Annotated in this window: 20 protein-coding genes, 1 riboswitch and 1 other annotated feature; of the genes, 12 read left to right on the forward strand and 8 right to left on the reverse strand. The window is 44.3% G+C overall.

Translation table 11 applies throughout. The features are described from left to right. Nucleotides 1-18: 18 nt before the first annotated feature. Complete coding sequence (locus EIZ58_RS00100; RefSeq protein WP_134698497.1) at nucleotides 19-1215, reverse strand: hypothetical protein; 1197 nt, start codon at nucleotides 1213-1215, stop codon at nucleotides 19-21. A 94-nt stretch (nucleotides 1216-1309) separates the two neighbouring features. On the opposite strand from EIZ58_RS00100, the gene EIZ58_RS00105 reads away from it, so the two are divergent. The 7 genes from EIZ58_RS00105 (at nucleotide 1310) to EIZ58_RS00135 (ending at nucleotide 7763) form a co-directional block, all read left to right on the forward strand. After that, nucleotides 1310-1885, forward strand: coding sequence for a TVP38/TMEM64 family protein (locus EIZ58_RS00105; protein ID WP_134698498.1), 576 nt, complete (start codon nucleotides 1310-1312; stop codon nucleotides 1883-1885). 47 nt (nucleotides 1886-1932) lie between these two features. Further along, nucleotides 1933-2055, forward strand: a riboswitch (SAM riboswitch). A 100-nt stretch (nucleotides 2056-2155) separates the two neighbouring features. Then, a complete protein-coding gene (locus tag EIZ58_RS00110) occupies nucleotides 2156-3277 on the forward strand; it encodes an aminotransferase class I/II-fold pyridoxal phosphate-dependent enzyme (protein ID WP_134698499.1) in 1122 nt (373 codons plus the stop codon). Beyond that, nucleotides 3277-4416, forward strand: coding sequence for an aminotransferase class I/II-fold pyridoxal phosphate-dependent enzyme (locus EIZ58_RS00115; RefSeq protein WP_134698500.1), 1140 nt, complete (start codon nucleotides 3277-3279; stop codon nucleotides 4414-4416). Before EIZ58_RS00110 ends, EIZ58_RS00115 begins: the two co-directional genes overlap by 1 nt. Nucleotides 4417-4473: 57 nt before the next feature. Continuing rightward, nucleotides 4474-4706 (forward strand) — a binding site (T-box leader). 42 nt (nucleotides 4707-4748) lie between these two features. Beyond that, complete coding sequence (gene trpS / locus EIZ58_RS00120; RefSeq protein ID WP_134698501.1) at nucleotides 4749-5765, forward strand: tryptophan--tRNA ligase; 1017 nt, start codon at nucleotides 4749-4751, stop codon at nucleotides 5763-5765. A gap of 37 nt (nucleotides 5766-5802) precedes the next feature. Further along, nucleotides 5803-6171: a DUF3905 domain-containing protein gene (locus EIZ58_RS00125; RefSeq protein ID WP_134698502.1), complete on the forward strand. Its 369-nt coding sequence runs from the start codon at nucleotides 5803-5805 to the stop codon at nucleotides 6169-6171. A gap of 98 nt (nucleotides 6172-6269) precedes the next feature. Further along, entirely contained in the window at nucleotides 6270-7577 is a 1308-nt protein-coding gene (locus tag EIZ58_RS00130; RefSeq protein ID WP_134698503.1) for a pyrimidine-nucleoside phosphorylase, read from the forward strand. A 15-nt stretch (nucleotides 7578-7592) separates the two neighbouring features. Continuing rightward, nucleotides 7593-7763 (forward strand): XapX domain-containing protein, encoded by a 171-nt coding sequence (locus tag EIZ58_RS00135; RefSeq protein WP_134698504.1) that lies wholly within the window; start codon nucleotides 7593-7595, stop codon nucleotides 7761-7763. A 178-nt stretch (nucleotides 7764-7941) separates the two neighbouring features. Here EIZ58_RS00135 and EIZ58_RS00140 read toward each other — a convergent pair whose 3' ends face one another. Further along, complete coding sequence (locus EIZ58_RS00140; protein WP_134698505.1) at nucleotides 7942-8865, reverse strand: C40 family peptidase; 924 nt, start codon at nucleotides 8863-8865, stop codon at nucleotides 7942-7944. 122 nt (nucleotides 8866-8987) lie between these two features. Between EIZ58_RS00140 and EIZ58_RS00145 the strand changes: the two genes are divergently transcribed. Next, on the forward strand, nucleotides 8988-10160 hold the full coding sequence (locus EIZ58_RS00145) for a THUMP domain-containing class I SAM-dependent RNA methyltransferase (protein WP_134698506.1): 1173 nt from the start codon (nucleotides 8988-8990) through the stop codon (nucleotides 10158-10160). Further along, a complete protein-coding gene (locus tag EIZ58_RS34680; RefSeq protein WP_255438085.1) occupies nucleotides 10153-10275 on the forward strand; it encodes a hypothetical protein in 123 nt (40 codons plus the stop codon). The genes EIZ58_RS00145 and EIZ58_RS34680 overlap by 8 nt, the downstream gene beginning before the upstream one ends. 50 nt (nucleotides 10276-10325) lie before the next feature. On the opposite strand, the gene zwf is transcribed toward EIZ58_RS34680, so the two are convergent. Both zwf and EIZ58_RS00155 read right to left on the reverse strand, forming a co-directional pair. Next, a complete protein-coding gene (gene zwf, locus EIZ58_RS00150; protein ID WP_240688900.1) occupies nucleotides 10326-11864 on the reverse strand; it encodes a glucose-6-phosphate dehydrogenase in 1539 nt (512 codons plus the stop codon). Nucleotides 11865-11922: 58 nt separating this feature from the next. After that, nucleotides 11923-13215, reverse strand: coding sequence for a bifunctional folylpolyglutamate synthase/dihydrofolate synthase (locus EIZ58_RS00155; protein ID WP_134698508.1), 1293 nt, complete (start codon nucleotides 13213-13215; stop codon nucleotides 11923-11925). Nucleotides 13216-13354: 139 nt separating this feature from the next. Here EIZ58_RS00155 and thrS point away from each other — a divergent pair, with 139 nt between their 5' ends. Then, nucleotides 13355-15283, forward strand: a complete 1929-nt coding sequence (thrS, locus tag EIZ58_RS00160) for a threonine--tRNA ligase (protein WP_134698509.1) — start codon at nucleotides 13355-13357, stop codon at nucleotides 15281-15283. Between the two features lie 61 nt (nucleotides 15284-15344). On the opposite strand, the gene EIZ58_RS00165 is transcribed toward thrS, so the two are convergent. The 4 genes from EIZ58_RS00165 to EIZ58_RS00180 all read right to left on the reverse strand — a co-directional run bounded on the left by EIZ58_RS00165 (nucleotide 15345) and on the right by EIZ58_RS00180 (nucleotide 18163). Beyond that, nucleotides 15345-15557: a hypothetical protein gene (locus EIZ58_RS00165; RefSeq protein WP_134698510.1), complete on the reverse strand. Its 213-nt coding sequence runs from the start codon at nucleotides 15555-15557 to the stop codon at nucleotides 15345-15347. A gap of 121 nt (nucleotides 15558-15678) precedes the next feature. After that, complete coding sequence (locus EIZ58_RS00170; protein WP_134698511.1) at nucleotides 15679-16398, reverse strand: demethylmenaquinone methyltransferase; 720 nt, start codon at nucleotides 16396-16398, stop codon at nucleotides 15679-15681. Nucleotides 16399-16522: 124 nt separating this feature from the next. Beyond that, nucleotides 16523-16954, reverse strand: coding sequence for a protein-tyrosine phosphatase family protein (locus tag EIZ58_RS00175; protein WP_134698512.1), 432 nt, complete (start codon nucleotides 16952-16954; stop codon nucleotides 16523-16525). Nucleotides 16955-17113: 159 nt separating this feature from the next. After that, nucleotides 17114-18163, reverse strand: coding sequence for an ABC transporter substrate-binding protein (locus tag EIZ58_RS00180; protein ID WP_134698513.1), 1050 nt, complete (start codon nucleotides 18161-18163; stop codon nucleotides 17114-17116). Between the two features lie 231 nt (nucleotides 18164-18394). On the opposite strand from EIZ58_RS00180, the gene EIZ58_RS00185 reads away from it, so the two are divergent. Both EIZ58_RS00185 and EIZ58_RS00190 read left to right on the forward strand, forming a co-directional pair. Then, complete coding sequence (locus tag EIZ58_RS00185; RefSeq protein ID WP_167577409.1) at nucleotides 18395-19042, forward strand: Crp/Fnr family transcriptional regulator; 648 nt, start codon at nucleotides 18395-18397, stop codon at nucleotides 19040-19042. A 281-nt stretch (nucleotides 19043-19323) separates the two neighbouring features. Beyond that, the gene (locus EIZ58_RS00190; protein ID WP_370297581.1) at nucleotides 19324-20010 is read left to right on the forward strand and encodes a TerC family protein; all 687 of its coding nucleotides are present in this window, start codon (nucleotides 19324-19326) and stop codon (nucleotides 20008-20010) included. The last annotated feature ends 8 nt before the right edge of the window (nucleotides 20011-20018 follow it).

Raw genomic sequence — 20018 nt, forward strand, 5'->3', positions numbered from 1 at the left:
GGCCCTCCATTGTTATGCTTATCGATAGGACTTATGGATATCCCAAAACATTTTCAACAAAGCACCGCCGATGAGAAGACTTGTACCCAGTAGTCCGATCCATATACTTTTCGTTAGAGAAATCTTCACCCATTCGAAGAGACCTGCAAGAAACAAGAGGATAATCATGCCGGCAACCCCCATGCAGTAAACAGTTGATGACATAGCCAACCGCTGGCTAGTGTAGACTACTACGATATAATAAAGGAGGAAGCTTGTAATAAAACCTAGAAGAGTCAAGTGCAGGTAAGCGATAATGACTTGCCGGCTGTCAAATACAGCATAAGACAAGACTGGCCAAGCTCCTATGAGCTCAAACAGAGATTTAACGCCCAAGCTGATAAAGGACAGACCCAGTAGCCATCGCATAGCCCCATCTTGTTGCTTTAGCCATAATGGTTTGGCGACATGGATGAGGAATAAGGCAATCGCCAGAAACTGCAATAGAGAACCTATCATCCCAATCAGCGCGGCAAGGGGATGGTCAAAAAACCAAAGAGAAGTGGACAAATAGGATGGGATTACACTAACCGCAACCATATAAAACAGCCATCTTATAGTCGAAGTAGGCTTAGTAGCTGTAGGATAAGCTAAAGAATAGCATACGCCCAGAATAACAAAAGTAAACCATCCATTATATTGTAGATGAAGATAATAATAGACAAATAAGTTCGATAGGTTGCTGTCACCAGAGCCAATCATTTGGTTTAGGGCAACCCCCCAAGGGCCCAAAGAAGATAAAAGATTAAACCAGATGGCAGCTTGGTAAAAGGATGACGCAAACCAAGGCCAGTTTTGGCTACGGTAAGAGAAAAAACGATAAGCAAAATAATAGGACAAAAAGGCGTGTAGAGTGGAGAAGGCGATGGAATAAACTCCATACCCCTGATAACTGAACGTAATGAGCATCCCTACAACGGAAACGTGTAATAAATAGTAATAGATTTTCATCGAGCGTTGGGTTAGGGAATGGACTGGAAAGCAATGTCGGACAATCACAACATTTAAGATAAAATACACCCAACCCAAAAAAGCAACGTGAGAATGAGCGTGTACAATATGCAAAAATTGAAGTTCAGGCCAAACGGGAGCAATCATTTTCCATCTTAAAAGAATACCTAGAAGGGTGATAATGATAAGATAAAAATAGCCTGAGTAAATCCATTGCCGGGTCATTTGTATGTCCGCCGCCTTTTTGATTAATATATTTGCATGTATAGTTAAAACATACTCCAACAAAAAGTTCAACTTGTATTAGAGTGAGGGTTTTATGGACATCAGATTAGAGGATTTGTATTATTGGATCAGCGCTTACCGGGGGCTGGGAGTCGCTGTGGCTTTTATTCTTCCCATTGTCGAAGCCTTTTTCCCTGTACTTCCTCTTTTTGCTATCGTAACAGGCAATGCTGCCGCCTTCGGTCTATGGAAAGGGTTTATTTTTACCTGGCTTGGGGCATGTACAGGCTCTCTTATTACCTTTTGGCTCGTTCGCAAATGGGGCAGAAATTGGACGAAAAAGTGGCTTCATCGATATAAGGGGCTGGAAAAAAGTTCAAGGTGGTTTGAACGTCATGGCTTTTCGGTTCTTTTTTTGCTTCGTTGCTTTCCCTTTTCTCCATCTAGCTTCATAAACGTGTTGGCTGGTTTATCCTCTTTGCCTTTTCATACCTATTTTTGGGCAACCACCTTAGGCAAAGCGGTCAGTGTATTTGTCCTATCCTACGTTGGTGCTGATCTGCCAGACCTTATAAGACAACCAATAAAAATTGCATTGGTGGGCATCATCGTGCTGCTTTTATGGAGTATCGGCAAAATAGTAGAAAAGCGGTACTTGCCGAAATCCTAAGAATTGATTATAATTTTAACTAATTAGTTTAACAAGTTAATACGTTACTCTTATCAAGAGAAGGTGGAGGGACTGGCCCTATGAAGCCCGGCAACCGGCTGTATGAATTTTTTTCATACTGTACGGTGCTAATTCCTACAAGATGAATGGTTCATCTTGAAAGATAAGGGTCTGTCGTTTCTTGATAATGATCAGCCCCTTTCTCGCTCATAAGAAAGGGGCTTTTGCCTTACACTAACACAGATAGAATGTCTAGCAGGAGGAGAAATTATGGAGTTAGAGACAACATTAGCGCAAATTGGCAATCGCAAGCAAAAGGATACGGGGGCCATAAGCTTTCCTGTGACTTTTTCGACGGCATTTTTGCACCCTGCTTTGGGAGAAAGTACAGGATTTGATTATATTCGGACGAAGAATCCAACCCGAACGGTTTTGGAAGAGGCTATCGCGGAAATTGAGGGAGGAGACCGCGGTTTTGCGATGAGCTCTGGAATGGCTGCTATTCATGTGATCATGGGATTGTTCAAGCCAGGAGATCATATTATCGCTTCCCTAGATCTCTATGGAGGAACGTACCGATTATTTGAGCAAGTGTGGAAGGACTACGGATTAACCTTTAGTTATGTGAATTTAAGAGAAGCAAGCGATCTGCAAGAGGCCATTACGGACCAAACCGCAGCTGTATTCATTGAAACTCCAACAAATCCGATGATGATCACGGCTGACATTGCCGGCTTGAGCCAGATCGCAAAGGAACATGGATTGTTGACGATTGTAGATAATACGTTCTTGTCTCCCTATTATCAGAAGCCTCTTCTATTGGGTGCTGATATTAGCTTTCATAGTGCAACGAAATACTTGGGAGGACATAATGATGTGCTAGCGGGTCTGATCGTAACCAAAGGCCAGGAGCTCTCGGATCGATTGTATTTCTTGCAAAATTCCATTGGGGCGGTATTGGGACCGATGGATTCCTGGCTTCTGATTCGCGGAATGAAAACTCTGGCCCTACGCATGGAACGTCATACAGACAATGCCAGACAAATCACGTCGTTCTTAAAGGAACATCCTTTAGTGAATGATGTGCTTTATGCAGGCCAGGGTGGAATGATCTCCTTCCGGGTGCAAGATCCAGGCTTAGTCCCAGGCTTGTTACGAAATTTGAAGGTCATTTCGTTTGCCGAAAGTCTAGGGGGAGTAGAGAGCTTGCTCACCTATCCTGCGGTGCAGACGCATGCCGATATCCCTAAAGAGGTCAGAGAAGCGGTAGGAGTATGTGATCGGTTGCTGAGATTCTCTGTCGGGATTGAGCATGCAGCAGACTTAATCGCGGATCTACAGCAAGCCCTGCATGCAGCGGAGATCGAGTGGAGACAAGGAGAGGGAGTATAATGAGCTTAGACTTTGGAACGAGACTCATTCATCATCGACACAGCGTGGATCCTCAAACGGGCGCGAGCTCTACGCCGATGTACTTAGCATCAACCTACCATCAAGAAGATGTGGATCAGCCTGGCGCCTATGATTATTCAAGATCAGGTAATCCGACGCGTCATGCCCTCGAAGAGACGATCGCGGAGCTCGAAGGAGGAGTGGCAGGGTTTGCTTTTTCATCCGGAATGGCCGCGATTTCCACCACCTTCTTGCTATTCTCCGCAGGGGACCATTTGATCATTAGTGAGGATGTATATGGAGGCACGTTTCGTGTCTTGACAGAAGTGTTGAGCCGTTTAGGGATTACTTGCACTTTTGTCGATACTACGGATTTAGCAAAAGTAAAAGAAGCACTGCGCCCCGAAACCAAGGGAGTCTATATCGAGACCCCGTCTAATCCGTTGCTTAAAGTATCCGATCTGCAACCGATTTGCGAATGGGCCAGACAGAATGGCATCATCTCAATGGTAGACAATACCTTTTTGACTCCGTATTATCAGAAGCCGCTTGTGCTGGGTGCCGATATCGTGATACATAGTGCGACGAAATTTATCTCCGGGCACTCTGACGTGGTAGCAGGTTTAGTCGCTGTTGGAGATCCAGCGCTCGCGAAGAGAGTGGGATATTTGCAAAATGCATTTGGCTCCATCTTAGGGGTTCAGGATTGCTGGCTCGTTCTTCGCGGTCTGAAGACCCTGAAGATTCGCATGGAAGCATCGACTCGAGGAGCTGAAAAAATTGCTCGTTGGTTAGAGAGCCAACCGGCAGTCAAACAGGTAAATTACACGGGACTTCCTTCACACCCTGGTCACTCCATTCAAGCTGCCCAAGCAACGGGCCATGGAGCGGTACTTACGTTTGAAGTGGAAGATGGATCCGTTGCACGCAAGCTAATGAAAAACGTGAAGATCCCCATTGTTGCGGTGAGCTTAGGATCGGTTGAATCGATCCTATCCTATCCATGCAAAATGTCACATGCCTCCATGCCTGAAGAAGAAAGAAACCGTCGAGGAATTACGGACGGCTTACTGCGCTTGTCTGTAGGTTTAGAGGACCCGGATGATTTAATTGCTGATTTGGAACAGGCCTTAGCTTAGAATGATCAGAAACTTGCATTTTTTCTATGACTAAGCTAAAATTTGAACAAAGAATGAATAGTGGCGTTGACGAAGAAGAGTAAACACGAAATTTCTGTTGAAGAGAGCCAGTGGTCGCTGTGAACTGGTACAGAGTCGTCGTTGAATGGCCTTCCGAGCCCCAAACCGAAACAGACGGAGTAGGCTTTGGCGGAGTGTCTTCCCGATATCGAAGACATAGAGATGATTTGAACTTTAATTTTTTTCTGTTCAGATCAACAAGGGTGGCACCACGGTCCCTCGTCCCTTATGGATGAGGGGCTTTTTGTATTTTCAAGAAAAAAAGGAGTGGAATGATGAGCAAGAAGAAGATTTTTTCAGGTATCCAACCAAGCGGTTTGCTTACATTAGGAAATTATATCGGAGCCATGCGTCAATTTGTGGAGCTTCAAGATGAGGGCGATTGTATTTTTTGTGTCGTTGACCTACATGCCCTCACCGTTCCTCAAGATCCTGTGGCTTTAAGAAATAATGTTCGATCACTGGCCGCTTTGTTTTTAGCCGTCGGCATTGACCCGCAAAAATCGAAACTAATCGTTCAATCTCAAGTTAAAGAACATGCCGAGCTAGGCTGGTTGATGCAATGCGTGTCACATATGGGTGAATTGGAGCGAATGACGCAATTTAAGGATAAGTCAACTGGTAAAGATGTAGTTACCTCTGCTTTGTTTACGTACCCTGCCTTGATGGCGGCCGACATTTTGCTGTACGATACCACCCATGTACCTGTAGGGGAGGATCAGAAGCAGCATTTAGAACTCACGCGTGATATTGCTGGACGTTTCAATAACCGGTTTGGAACAACGTTTGTGGTGCCAGAGCCGATGATTCCAAAAGTAGGCGGGCGCGTCATGTCACTTGATGATCCAACGAAAAAGATGAGCAAGAGCAATCCTAACGAGGGAAGCTACATTGCCTTGTTGGATGAACCCGCGAAAATTATCAAAAAGATTAAGCGAGCCGTAACGGATTCGGAAAATGAGATTCGTTTTGATGTCGAGAATAAGCCCGCGATCAGCAACTTGTTAACCATCTATTCCTTCTGTGCTAACGCTTCGGTTGAGGATTTGGTTTCCCGATATCAAGGCGTGGGGTATGGCACCTTTAAAAGTGAATTAGCCGAAGCCGTCGTTCAATTCCTGGCGCCTGTCCAAGCCCGTTATCGTGAGCTGGTTGAATCCGATGAACTAGACCGCATTTTGCTAACTGGAGCCGAGCATGCATCTGCCTTCGCTGAGAAGAAAATGATTGATGTAAAGGAAAAGATGGGCTTGATTCCAAGGGAAAAGTTGTCTACATTAACCCGATAAGGAGTGGCTACACTAAGGATACTCCTTGAAAGAGGTGATGGACATGAGTAGCAAAGAACAGAAGCCTAAAAAGGTTTCACTAAACTCTCCTGTCATGGATCAAACCATTCCGCATCAAGTTCATGCTCCCGATTATAAGCAATCGAAGTCAGATGCAACGGAGCCCTTTGTCAATGAATTTGGGGTCGTCATTGGGGATAGCTTCTATGATTCACCCCATTCTCCATTAAACAACTGGAGCACGGATGTGGACCCTGCTATTATGGCTGGGGATCAATGGGTGCATCCGACAAATGATATCGGAAATAATTCAGCCGAAAATGCTGAAATGATTGAAGAAGGAATCAATCCTCGAGGAGTCCCCTTCATGCATCCTACGAAGGATGTCAGCTACGGAAGAGATTAAAAAAGAAGAGAACTGGCCATTTGAGAAAAAGGCCAGTTTTTTTATATCGCAATTGTGGTAAAATGATCCAAAATAGCTTGAAGTTAGAGGTGACACACATGAGAATGGTGGATCTGATCCAAAGAAAAAGGGATGGTCTTACGTTATCCAAGGAAGAAATCAACTTTATTATTAATGGATATACCCAAGGGAGCATACCCGATTACCAAGTGGCGGCATGGGCCATGGCTATTTACTTCCAGGGAATGAATGCACAGGAAATTGCGGATCTGACCATGGCCATGGTTCAATCCGGGGATGTAGTGGACCTGACAGGGATTGAGGGAGTGAAAGTGGATAAACACAGTACCGGCGGTGTTGGAGATACGACTACGCTTGTGTTAGGTCCGCTAGTAGCAGCTGTCGGCGTTCCTGTAGCAAAAATGTCGGGACGCGGACTTGGACACACGGGAGGAACCATTGATAAATTAGAATCGATTGAAGGTTTTCATACGGAAATAACCAAAGAACAGTTTATTGATATCGTTAATAAATATAAGGTTGCGGTTGCTGGACAGAGTGGGAACCTCACTCCTGCGGATAAAAAGCTATATGGGCTTCGTGACGTCACGGCCACTGTGAGTTCCATTCCGCTTATCGCTAGCTCTATCATGAGCAAGAAAATTGCTTCAGGAGCGGATGCCATCGTGCTCGATGTTAAGACCGGGGACGGCGCTTTCATGAAGACGATTGAAGGGTCAAGAGAACTGGCACAGACCATGGTGCGCATCGGGCAGGATGTGGGTCGCAATACAGTTGCTGTCATCAGTGACATGAGCCAGCCTTTGGGATTTGCGGTAGGAAATGCTTTAGAAGTGAAAGAGGCCATCGACACCCTGCGAGGTGAAGGTCCAGAGGATTTAACAGAGCTCTGCTTAGTGTTGGGTGCACACATGGTACACCTAGCGAAACGGGCAGAAACCTTTGAAGAGGCCTATAACCAGCTGCAGTCGGTATTGAAGTCTGGTGAAGGGATACATAAACTTAAGGAGTTTATCGCGGCGCAAGGGGGCGATTCGAGCATCGTTGATCATCCCGAGAAGCTTCCTCAAGCTAATCGCCAGATCGAAGTGAAAGCAAGCTTAAATGGATATATTAAGTCTATACAGGCAGAGAGCATTGGTCATATTGCCATGATGTTAGGTGCAGGCAGAAAGACCAAGGAGGATCCCATTGATCTAGCTGTGGGGGTTGTTTTAAAGAAGAAGGTAGGAGCTCCAGTCAAAGCAGGGGATGTTCTAGCTGTCTTGCACGTGAACGGTTCAGCGGACTACTCGGATATAGTGAACAGAACCACTCAAGCATTTATCCTTACGCAGGAGCCAGTAGAGCCACCGACTCTAATATATGATGTCATTGTCGAATAGCTGGGAGGTACTACGATGAGAGAGATCGTGATGTCTATCCTTGCTGGAATCTTAGTGGGGATTATTTTTAAATTAATGAAGCTTCCTATTCCGGCCCCACCGGTCTTGCCTGCTGTACTTGGAATCTTTGGTCTTTACTTGGGAGGAAAAATTGCAGAAATGGTACTGCAGATGTGGGGCAAATAAAAAAGGAAGAGCACGTCTTTTCTAAGACTTGCTCTTTTTTCATTTAGCAGATAAGAATTTATAAAATATTAGAATTCTTTATCTGCATAAGGGCAACTAGGCTGCCGCACAACTCATTTGACATAAAGAACGTCAAGTGGAGTTTCAGCGCCAAGGCTTGGCGCCAGCCAAGTTTTCTTTACCAAAATCTCATGGCCCCGCAATATTTCTCTAAGTATTTGCCTTCCCATAGCGGTTGGATCTTCACTACGTAATTAGAGTTCGAAGCATGCAAGAACTCTCCGTCACCAGCATAAATCCCCACATGGTCAACAAATCCTCGTTCATTCGCAAAATAAACAAGATCACCAGGCAGCAAGTCCTCCTTCTGTACCTCCATCCCATGTTCCTTACCGAACTTAAATTGCGCAGAGGCATCCCGAGGGATCAAAATTCCATTGGCCAAATGCATGGTGCGTGAGAATCCCGAGCAATCATAGCCAAAGCTAGACATTCCGGACCATAGATAGGGAAGATCAAGAAAAGGCTTACTTGCTTCCACAATTTTATCCCCGTCTTGTTTCTCAAGCAACGGGTAGGGAGCGTGTTCTCCTTCTCTGACTTTAACTTCGGAAGCAGCAAGGGCTCCCTGTTCTCCCGTAGGCAGCTTCACCCAAACCTGTTCCTCGTCTTTTCTAATAAAAGGGAGGTGAGTCAAATAGGAGAGGGTTAGGCCGTTCTCCTTCTTTAGAGAAGTTTGAGGTACGGTAACCCACGTGTGAGGTGCTTGGGTATAGAGTAGGTGATAGTCTTCGTTATAGGTCAACTGCAGTGTAGGAACCCACCCAGGATATCCCGTTTCATTCTTAGGTGTCCACTGGTCGGGTATCAGGATGTGACTCCAATCTCCTGACTCTTCTGTCACAATGACTTGGGAACCATATAGTAGTTGGGTTTGTAAAATATTTTCATCAATAAACCAAATGCGGTCTTGATGGGTTAAGCCTGAAAGCCAAGCAGGCAAATCGGTTGGATTGGTCGTTGCATAGTAGTCCATCTCTCGCTGCAGATTGGGCTGGGTCCATACGGTTGCTACATTTACACTTACGTAGGCGAATTTCAACTAAACGTCCCCTTTCAGTTACAAGCGTACTCACTAAGTATAAACCTCCATCTTTCGTTTGGAAACAGGTTTGAGTAATAGTATAATGTTTTCATTACGCCTTGTGGATAGGAGAGAAGGGTATGTCTAGCAGTCAGATTGTGGAATTAATTGCGACTTCGACCTTTGGTTTAGAGTCTGTGGTTGGAGAAGAGGTTCGTTCCCTAGGTTTTGAAAATGCGGTAGTAGAAAACGGAAAAGTCACGTTCAAAGCAGGTCTTGAAGCGATACCGAAAGCAAACTTATGGCTGCGGACCGCAGATCGCATCCGATTAAAGGTAGGTGAGTTCGAGGCTCGTACGTTCGATGAGCTATTTGAAAAAACAAAGGCCCTTCCTTGGTCAGATTGGCTTCCTGTGGACGCTCAATTTCCCGTAGATGGGAAGTCGGTCAAGTCGACGCTATTTTCCATTTCAGATAGCCAAGCGATCGTGAAAAAAGCGATTGTCGAACATATGAAGCAAAAATATAAAAAAGAATGGTTCGAGGAAAGTGGTCCATTATATCGGATTGAGGTTTCTTTGCTTAAGGATGTCGCGACCTTAACGATCGATACGAGTGGAACAGCCTTACATAAACGGGGTTATCGTACCTTAATCGGTGGAGCTCCCCTCAAGGAAACCATGGCAGCTGCCCTCATACTGCTTTCGAAATGGAGACCGGATACAGCATTAATTGACCCATTTTGCGGGTCTGGAACGATACCGATTGAGGCCGCTCTAATTGGCCAAAATATTGCTCCAGGAATGAACCGGGAGTTCGCTTCAGAAAACTGGCCTATCATTCCTAAAGAAATTTGGCGAGAAGCCAGAAGAGAAACGCATGATCTAGCCAGATATGATCAACCTCTTCAGATTATGGGGACGGATTATGATGAAGAGGTTTTACAGGTCGCAAGAAGGAATGCGGAAGAAGCCATGGTCGGGGAACATATCCACTTCCAGCGAATGGATGTAAGAGATCTGCGCTCAAGCAAGAAATATGGTAAGATCATTTGTAATCCTCCCTATGGAGAGCGACTCGGGGAAGAAAAAGAAGTCGAGCTATTGTATCGAGAGATGGGTAGGGTTTTCCAAGCCCTAGACACCTGGTCCTACTATGTGATTACTTCTAATGAGAAGTTTGAGGAATTGTTCGGGAGAAGGGCAAGCAAAAAGAGAAAGTTGTTTAACGGTAATATCAAAGTAGATTATTATCAATATTTTGGACCGAGACCTCCACGGCCAAAGAGAGAAGGGGAAGAGCCGCGTGGATGAGTTTTTTCGACGCAGAAGAAATAATAAGCCGCTTTACTATATCATGATCGGGTTTTTAGCTTTTGGACTACTACTGATTGCTGGAGGCATCTGGTTTGTGATGAACGTGCAGTAAAGGAAAAACTCCCGTTAGGCGTTAACGGGAGTTTTTTCGTGTTTGTAAAATTAGGCTCTAACAAAGTAGGATTCATTACCTGCTGTGGATTCTTCCTGTCCATTGACCGGCCACCAGCGGAACCCATCTTGTGTCAGCATTTGAGCAGAAGCCTCTGGTCCCCAGCTTCCTGCAGCGTAGCGATGAAGCTCGGTTTTTCCTTGCGAGAAAGCTGCAGAAATAGGATCTACAAATTTCCATGCCAGGGAAACTTCGTCCCATCGAGTGAAGAAGGTAGAATCTCCTTCGAGACAATTGTGGAGAAGTCTTTCATAGGCTTCCGGTGAATTGATTCCCGTTTCACAATTCTGGCAGAAATCCAGCGGGATGGGGGAAAGGATGCCATCCGTACCTGGCTTTTTCGCATTGAGCTTAAAGTAGATCCCTTCTTGTGGATGGATCCGGATGCTTAAAAGGTTAGGCTCAAGATTCCCTTGTTTATTGAAATAAAGATTCTTCGGAAGTGTCTTAAACTGAATAATAATTTCTGTAGCCTTATTTGGCATTCTTTTCCCCGTACGGATATAGAAAGGGACACCAGCCCAACGGAAATTGTCAATATAGAGCTTAGCAGATACAAAGGTTTCGGTTGTGGAATGAGGATTTACGCCACTTTCTTCGAGATAGCCAGCCATATCTTTACCGGCTAGTTGACCACGGTCATATTGTCCACGAATCACATAATCTTTGACTTCATCTTCGGAAAATCTGCGTAAGGATCGCAGCACCTTTACTTTCTCGTCTCTAATCGCCTCCGTCACGAGCCGGCTAGGCGGTTCCATCGCGATCATAGTGACCATTTGAAGCATATGGTTTTGAACCATATCTCTTAGGGCTCCAGATTTTTCATAGTAACCGCCACGTTCCTCTACTCCTACGGTTTCACTTGAAGTGATTTGCACATTCGCGATATGGTTATTGTTCCATAAAGGCTCAAAAAAGGAGTTAGCAAAGCGAATGACTTCGATATTCTGGATCATTTCTTTACCGAGATAATGATCGATCCGATAGATCTCTTCCTCGCGAAACACGGATCGAATTTTATCGTTGAGTTCATTGGCCGATTGGTAGTCATGACCGAAGGGCTTTTCAATCACCAGTCGCTTCCAACCATTCGTTTCTAAGAGCTCACTCGATTTTAGATTATTCGAGACGTCACCGAACAGCTCGGGCGAGATCGCGAGATAGAATACGCGATTGCCAGGAAGCTGGCTACGCTGCTCAGTTTCTGTTAATTCATTCTTTAATTTTATGTAGCTTGCCGCATTTTGCAGATCAACGCTCACATAGCTAAGCTTGTCAGCAAAGGCTTCCCATAGTCCTTGCTTTTCGGCAGAGAAGCGGCCAAATTCTTTAAGAGAATGAAGAACATGGTCTCTAAATGTTTCGTTCGACCAGTCTTTACGCGCTACGCCAATAACTGAGAAAGATGCTGGCAGTAGTCCTCGTTGATAGAGGCTGAAGATAGCAGGGTAAAGCTTTCTTTTAGCTAGGTCCCCGGTAGCTCCGAACAATACGATGGTAGATGGTTCAATAGGTGATGAGTGCATAAATTCCTCCGTCATGGCAATGAATGTTATCTGTTAGTCTCTCTCATAGAGGGGGGTTTTACTCCGTTTGAGTCAACAGCCTAAGGGCGTCTCCTGCAATAAACATAGAACCTGTGAAGAATATGCCATCTGATGCATTCGCTTTTTTATTGGCGTATTCATAGGCTTGTTCTAGGGATTCAAAGATAAGTGTGTCTTTGTTTGCTTGTCTGGCATTATTGGCTAACTCCACTGGATCTTTTACTCGTATCGTGTTGGAATGAGGGACAAATAAAAATGTGGATGCAAGCCCATCAAACCATTTTAGCATGTGGTCCAATTGCTTATCTTGGGAAAAACCTAAGATAAAGTAATGCCAGTTGCATTCGAACTGGCGTACGGTTTCACAAAAGCGCCGAATTTCTTCTTCGTTATGGGCACCATCAATGACGGTAAGTGGAGACCGATCCAGGATCTGAAAGCGTCCAGGAAGGAATGTCTTAACTAATGCCTTAGCGACGTTGTCAGATTCAATGGGGTAGCCTAGCTCTTTAAGGATGAACGAACTCTTGATTGCTATGGCGGAATTCTCCCATTGAAAGTTTCCAGCGACACCTAGGCGGTAGGGTAGGGTCGTCCCTTCCTCTACATAAGTGCCATTCCCAAGATTAAATTGTACGAAAAAGTCTGAGTGAAGACAATAGAGGGGCGCATTCTTTTTATTCGCTTCAGTTTTCAATACTTGCAATGCTTCGGGAACGGAAGTTCCGGTAACAACCGGTACTCCTTCTTTGATCACTCCTGATTTGTCGTAAGCAATTAATTCGAAGGTGGAACCTAAGACCGCCTCGTGGTCTTTGAATATATTCGTGATGATGGATAGTACAGGAGTAAAGTAGGAAACAGGATCGTTATACCCACCAATTCCCGTTTCTAGAATAACAAAATCTACTTGTTTCATTAAAAAAAGATGCAGCCCTGCTAGGAGAAAAACTTGATTGTAGTTCAGAGCGCCAAGCGGATGAGCAGCAGATGGTTCTACCGCTTGGAGAAAGCTTGGAAGAAGCAGATCAATTTGGGCAAGAATTTCGTTCTCAGGCAGGGGCGTCCGATCCACCTGTATTCGTTCGTTAAACGAGATAAAATGAGGACTTTGAACTAATCCGACACTAAGCCCATGCTCCTCAAGAATGGAAGATAGAAATAATGTTGTTGAGCCCTTGCCGCAAGTTCCAGTAACTAGAATAATAGGAATGGGGTAAGGAAGCAGATTCGTATCTTGGGCTAATTTATGGATGAGCTTCCGTTTCTCTTCCGGAGTAGCAAAGAGGCGTTTTCCTCCTAATTCTTTCAGCAGTTCTTCGGCAGTCATGGATTTCCCCCGGCTATTTCATGTTTTTTCAGCAAGTTTATTATAGCCCAAAAAGAAAAGCTTACCAATGTAGCTTTTACTCTCTATTTCCGGTATGATGAACTAATGATGAAAAGAGAAAAAAAAGAGGTGTACAAGCATGTCCATGGTAAAGGTTGAACTCAAAGACGGCAGTGTCCGTGAGATTGAGGCCGGCATCAATTTACGAGACCTAGCTGGCCAGATTTCATCCAAATTAAAAAAAGAATCCGTAGTGGGAAGCATCAACGGCACATTAGTTGATCTAACGACTCCCATTCAAGAGGATTGCAAAATAGAGCTGTTTTCCACGGAAGATGCAGAAGGACTTGAAGTGCTTCGTCACTCGACAGCACACTTAATGGCACAGGCCATTCAACGCCTATGGCCAGGAGTTAAGTTAGCCATAGGCCCTGTCATTGAGGATGGGTTCTATTACGATATGGCAGGCCGTACTTTTTCTTCCGAGGAATTCGAGCAAATTGAAAAAGAAATGCAGGCTATTATTAAGGAAAATCTGAAGATCGAGCGAAAAGAGATTTCCCGAAACGACGCCTTGCAGTATTTCCTAGAGCGAGAAGATAAGTATAAAATCGAGATCATTAAAGATCTACCAGAGGATACGGTCCTCACGCTATATACCCAAGGGGATTTTACAGACTTGTGCCGAGGACCGCATGTTCCGTCCACAGGGTACCTTAAAACCTTTAAGCTCATGTCCTTGTCTGCAGCCTATTGGCGAGGAGATGCCAAGAACGATTCCTTAACCCGTATTTACGGTACGGCTTGGCCGAAGAAAGAGCAATTGGCTGAATATCTGGACCGCTTAGAGCAAGCGCGTCGACGCGATCACCGCCGAATCGGAAAGGAAATGAAGATTTTTACGGCTACGCCTGAAGTAGGGCCTGGATTGCCTCTTTGGCTGCCGAATGGGGCGAAAATTCGCCGAACCCTCGAGCGATACATTGTAGATTTAGAAGAAAGCTTAGGCTACGACCATGTCTACACCCCAGTTCTGGCGAACGTGGAGCTCTATAAAACGTCTGGACACTGGGAGCACTATCAGGAAGATATGTTCCCTCCTATGGAGATGGAGAATGAGATGTTCGTGCTCCGCCCGATGAACTGTCCTCATCATATGATGGTGTACAAGTCCGAGAAGAGAAGCTATCGTGATCTTCCTATTCGAATTGCGGAGCTTGGGACCATGCACCGCTATGAAGCATCCGGAGCTGTTTCTGGACTCCAGCGCGTGAGAGCAATGACCCTAAACGATGCGCATATTTTCTGCCGTCCGGATCAAATACAAGAAGAGTTCAGCCGTACGGTTCAGCTCATCCAACAAGCGTATAAGGATCTGAACATTACCGATTACTGGTTCCGTTTGTCTTATCGCGATCCGGAAGATAAAGAGAAGTATGTTCAAAACGATGAACTGTGGGAAATGGCCCAATCCATGCTTAAGCAAGCCATGGATAACCTAGGTTTGCCTTATAAAGAAGTAGAAGGGGAAGCGGCCTTCTATGGTCCGAAGCTTGATGTGCAGGTGAAGACAGCCATCGGTAAGGATGAGACCCTATCGACCGTCCAGTTAGATTTCTTATTGCCAGATCGATTCGAGTTGGAATACATTGGTGATGATGACAAACCTCATCGTCCGGTTGTAATCCACCGTGGAATCCTTTCTACCATGGAACGTCTGACTGCTTACCTTATTGAAGTGTACGAGGGTAAGTTCCCACTTTGGCTATCTCCAACGCAAGTGAAGGTGCTAACGATTAGCAACGATCTTGCTGGATATGCGGAGGAAGTTGTCCAGAAGCTAAAACGCCTGGGAGTACGCGTTGAATTAGACAATCGCAACGAGAAGATCGGCTATAAAATTCGCCAGGCTCAGCTCGAGAAAATGCCGTATATGGCTGTGATCGGGAAGGCTGAAGCAGAAAATGGACAAGTTGCTGTGCGTAAAAGAGAGCAGGGTGACTTAGGTACAATGGCGTTGAATGACTTTGTTCAACAGATCTTAGAAGAGATTGCAGAGAAGAAGTAGGAAGAGGAGAGCCAATCCGTATACGGGTTGGTTCTTTTTTTAATGAAAAAAAACACAGACCTTATGCAGAAGGTCTGTGGTTCGGTTTCCCAGGGCTGCCTTGAAATCCAGCTAAGACACTAAAGACAATAAATACGTTAACAGCCCATAAGGTAAACAACATGGAAATATCCTGGAAGACAATGGATGTATAACCATTCCACTTCATAACTAAAAGAGATTGCAAGTAGATGAGGACAAAGCCGCCAATAAGAGATAAGGCTAATTTATGCATCCATTTCTTCCTCCGATCATTTTTTTTCATTATATCCATAAAATCGTCACAGAGGAAGGCTTGTTTATTTTGGAGTTTAGGTTATCTCGTTATTGGTGTAGTCTAAGTGAACCTTACTGATTTATTTACGTCCTTCTACTATGGCTAACGTTCCGCCCATTAGGTTTTTGTATGTGGTTTCGTTGAGTCCTAATTGATGGAATCGGTTAGCTAATTTTCCCGCATCAGGAAACTCTTTTGCCGATTCATAAAAGTATCGATATGCATTGGCCTTACCTGCACCGAATTGGCCCATTACAGGAACGATTTTTTCAAAGTAGAGCCAATAGGCTTGTTTAAACACCGGGGCTTCCGGTTTGGACATATCTAGCGAAACCAGCTTGCCTCCCGGTTTAAGAACACGTATCATTTCCTGAATTGCGGTGTCCAGATCAGGAACGTTACGGAGCCCCCAAGCCACCGTTACAGCATCAAATTGATTATCCTCAAAAGGCAGGCTCATCGCATTGCCTTGAATGAGCTCAATGATATCATGGTGAGGATGGGAGATAATGTTTTGCTTGCCTACTTCAATCATATTCTCCGAAAAATCGAGTCCCGTTACTTTCCCATGTGGTGCAACTGCTGAAGCTAACTGCATGGACAGCTTCGCTGTACCGCAACAAACATCGAGGATATGATCACCCTTTTTAGCTTCCGAGCGCTTAACCACCATGCTGCGCCATTTTTCATCCTGGCCGATGCTCATCATACGGTTTGTACGGTCATAGCCGCTTGAAATGTTGTTAAATAGCTCTCTAACATAGCTTTCTTTTTTATCTTTTGAAGGAAGATAGGACATAATGAGCCCCCTTTCCGTGAATTCATATTGCTATTATAGCCATATCTCTAGAGAACGTCTATCTTTGCTCCATGGTGATTTAAGGATGTGAACAAACAAAAACCGGTTTGCACCGGTTTTGAAGCTATTTATATAAGTTTTGTAAGGTTTTCTTTAGGCTGGGGTGAAGCGCTGTTTGCTTCCGGCTCATCTCCACAAATTCTAGTGCTTCTTTCATCTTCTTGCAAATCCCTAATTCAATGAGCACACCTATCGCTATGGTTGCTGTTCTACAAACACCTGAGGCACAATGGATCCCTATTCTATGGTCCTGGTGATACAAATCTGTGACAAGCTGTATGGCTTCCTTCACCAACTCTTCTTGACCTGAGATATGGTCTTTTAGGCCGATATGTTTCCACACGGTGGACTTACTACAAAAAGAAGGTCCAGAGGCCTCTTGCCGCAGATCTATGATGATGTCACATTTCGCAATGTCAACCATGTCTTGTGCATCGGTCTCGCTTCCGATAAAAATCTTTTCCGGGATCAACGTGTTGAATTTGACACGGTCCACAACTAATCTCTCCTTTATGCATCCGTAAGTGAACTCAAAGATTATCTATCATTGTATAACAAAATGCAAAGGAAAAGGAGTGAACACTTTTAGACAATATTCGAGTCTATTGATAAAAAAAGAAGGCTTCTCCACATAGGAGAAACCTTCCCAAATCAGTTACTCAATGACCTCATCAGCTTGATCTAGCAGCTGTTGAGGAAGGGTTACACCAAAACGTTCTGCAGCCTTCTTGTTTACAAACAATTGAAGATTTTTCTGCGTTTCAATGGCCATATCTGCTGGTTTAGTTTCACCTTTCAATACGCGGACAGCCATTTCTCCTGTTTGTCTTCCTAGTTCATAATAGTCGATTCCGTAGGTGAGAAGCGCACCGCTCTTAACGGATTCGGATTCTCCTGCAATGACTGGAACTTTAAGCTTCTCAGCTACCATTAACACAGCGTCAAGGGCAGAAACAACCGTATTATCGGTAGGAACGTAGATCGCATCAATACCGGACAGAGACTCAGCGGCTTGCTTTACTTCAGAGCTATTGGTTACTGCGCGCTCCACAATCTCAAAGCCTAGCTCTGGTGCGTGGGCTTTCACCTGCTCGATCTGAACAATAGAATTTGTCTCTCCTGAATTGTAAAGCACGCCAACCTTCTTGGCCTCGGGCTTCACTTCTTTAATTAAGCTTAGCTGCTCTTTAATCGGGTTCATATCTGATGTCCCTGTTACATTGGCACCTGGCTTATCCATCGACGCGGCAATCTTAGCCGCAACAGGATCCGTAACAGCTGTAATCAAAATAGGAATTTCTTTTGTCGCTTGCGCTGCAGCTTGTGCGGTTGGAGTTGCAATCGCTAATATTAGATCTACTTTATCCCCAGAGAATTTTTGGGCGATGGTAGTAGCTGTATTCATGTCACCTTGAGCGCTCTGGAAGTCGTAAGTTACTTGTTCGCCTTCCTTATAGCCATTTTCATTTAAGTAGTCCACAAACCCTTTTTTCGCTGCATCTAAGGCAGGATGTTCAACGATCTGGGTTATCCCTATTCTTAGCTTTTGTTCGCTGGCTGCAGGAGCACTTGTTGTATTCTCTGCAGGCTTATCGGGTGTTGCAGCTGGTTGGGTAGAGGACGATCCGCCACCACAAGCGGTAAGGGATAGAGCTAGAGAGGCTCCAAGCATTCCCATTGCCCATTTTTTCCATTGCTTTCTCATTAAAATTCCCCCTCTGATTTCTCTTTAGCCTTGAGGCTGTGTAAGTCGTCTGAAAAGATTAGTTAATCGATAAAGATTCTTTATCTCTTTTTTGCGGCAAAGCATAAAAACAATAAAATATATATATTAAAATATCAAAAAAATAAGACGAGTTCAATCCTTAATTTTGATGGTAGTTTTTTCATGATATACTTGGTAGGGAGAATATTGAACGGTTTGGGGGTAGATGGGATGAATTTGCCACTTAGGATGATGTTGGGAAAAATTCCGATGTTTCAACATTGTACGGAGGATGAGATCGAACAAATTGCAGCCTTACTGATCTTAAAGGAAGCAAGGAAGAAAGAAATTGTATTTAACGAGGGAGACCCCTGTGAGGTTATCTACTTTATTCATCAAGGACGGGTGAAGATCTATAAAACGTCCGAAGATGGACGGGAACAAATCGTAAATTTACTGGGAAAGGGGGATATGTTTCCGCACGTTGGCTGGTACGGGGGAAGTGCTTATCCAGCAACAGCGGAGATATTAGAAGAAGGGGAGCTTTATTTCATGTATGTTCAACAGTTTACACATCTATTGGAACATCAGCCTAAGCTTACTTTGAAACTTCTTCAAGAACTAGATACCAAGATCCGTGGGCTTCAATCTCGCTTGTCACATGTGTTAAGCAAAGATATGACGGAGAAAATCGTGAGTGTTTTGCAGTCATTGGCTAATGAGGAAGGCAAATTAGATATGGAACTTACCCATCAAGATATTGCCAATATGGTGGGGACTACAAGAGAGACGGCAAGCCGTATTCTTAATCAGTTAAAGAAAGAGGGCAAAGTACAAATCGATCATAAATTTATTAAAGTTAAACTTAGAGAAGAGTAAGAGTACATTTGTCAAACGCATTGGCAGGTGAAAATAACGTAATCGATAAAGTATCGGTTTGTTTGTAAGTAAATATCTATTTCCACCCACTGCTTAGGTTGATTCCCACTAAGCAGTTTTTTTTCCGCATAGGAAGTTAGGTTTACTTTTAAACCTAACTTCCTATCGGCATAAAAAACTTCCTCTAAAAGCGGTCTGGCTACTATGAATTTACTCCGATCAAGTTTTTTTTATGAATTAAAGTAGGACAAGGCAAATATATATGTCTTAGCGAGAGGGGGATGCTTTTGGACTGGGAGTTTATTACAGGATTTATTCATATTATTATCATCGATCTGGTCTTAAGTGGGGATAATGCAGTGGTAGTAGGAATGGCTAGCCGGAACCTGCCGCCTGCGCAAAGAAAAAAAGCCATCATGTGGGGCACGGTTGGAGCCGTAGCTTTAAGAGTGTTTTTCACCGGTTTGGCTACTTGGCTATTGGTGGTTCCCTATATTAAGCTCTTTGGGGGTCTAATGCTTGTATGGATAGCGGTCAAGCTGCTTATTCAGCAAGAAGAGTCCTCTTCCATACAGTCTGGAAAAAATACATGGGAAGCTGTAAAAATAATAATTATTGCTGATTTTATCATGAGTCTGGATAACGTACTGGCTGTTGGAGGAGCAGCTAAGGGAAGCCTTGGACTCGTATTATTTGGTTTATTCCTAAGTGTACCCCTGCTCATGTGGGGGAGTACCCTTGTAGCGAAATGGATGAACGATTATCCTATTCTGATCTATTTTGGCTCTGGGGTTTTGGCGTATACGGCTGCGACAATGATTCTAGAGGATCCGTTAGTTGTGAGTTTGCTGTCAAAAATCCACTGGTCTGGCTTGGAATCCATCATACCATTTATCATCACGGCCATTGTAATGGTAGTAGGGAAGTCCTGGAGAGAGTCGATCATCACCATTCATCATGTAAAATAAAGGGAATG

Source organism: Ammoniphilus sp. YIM 78166, assembly GCF_004522215.1.
GTDB lineage: Bacteria > Bacillota > Bacilli > Aneurinibacillales > RAOX-1 > YIM-78166.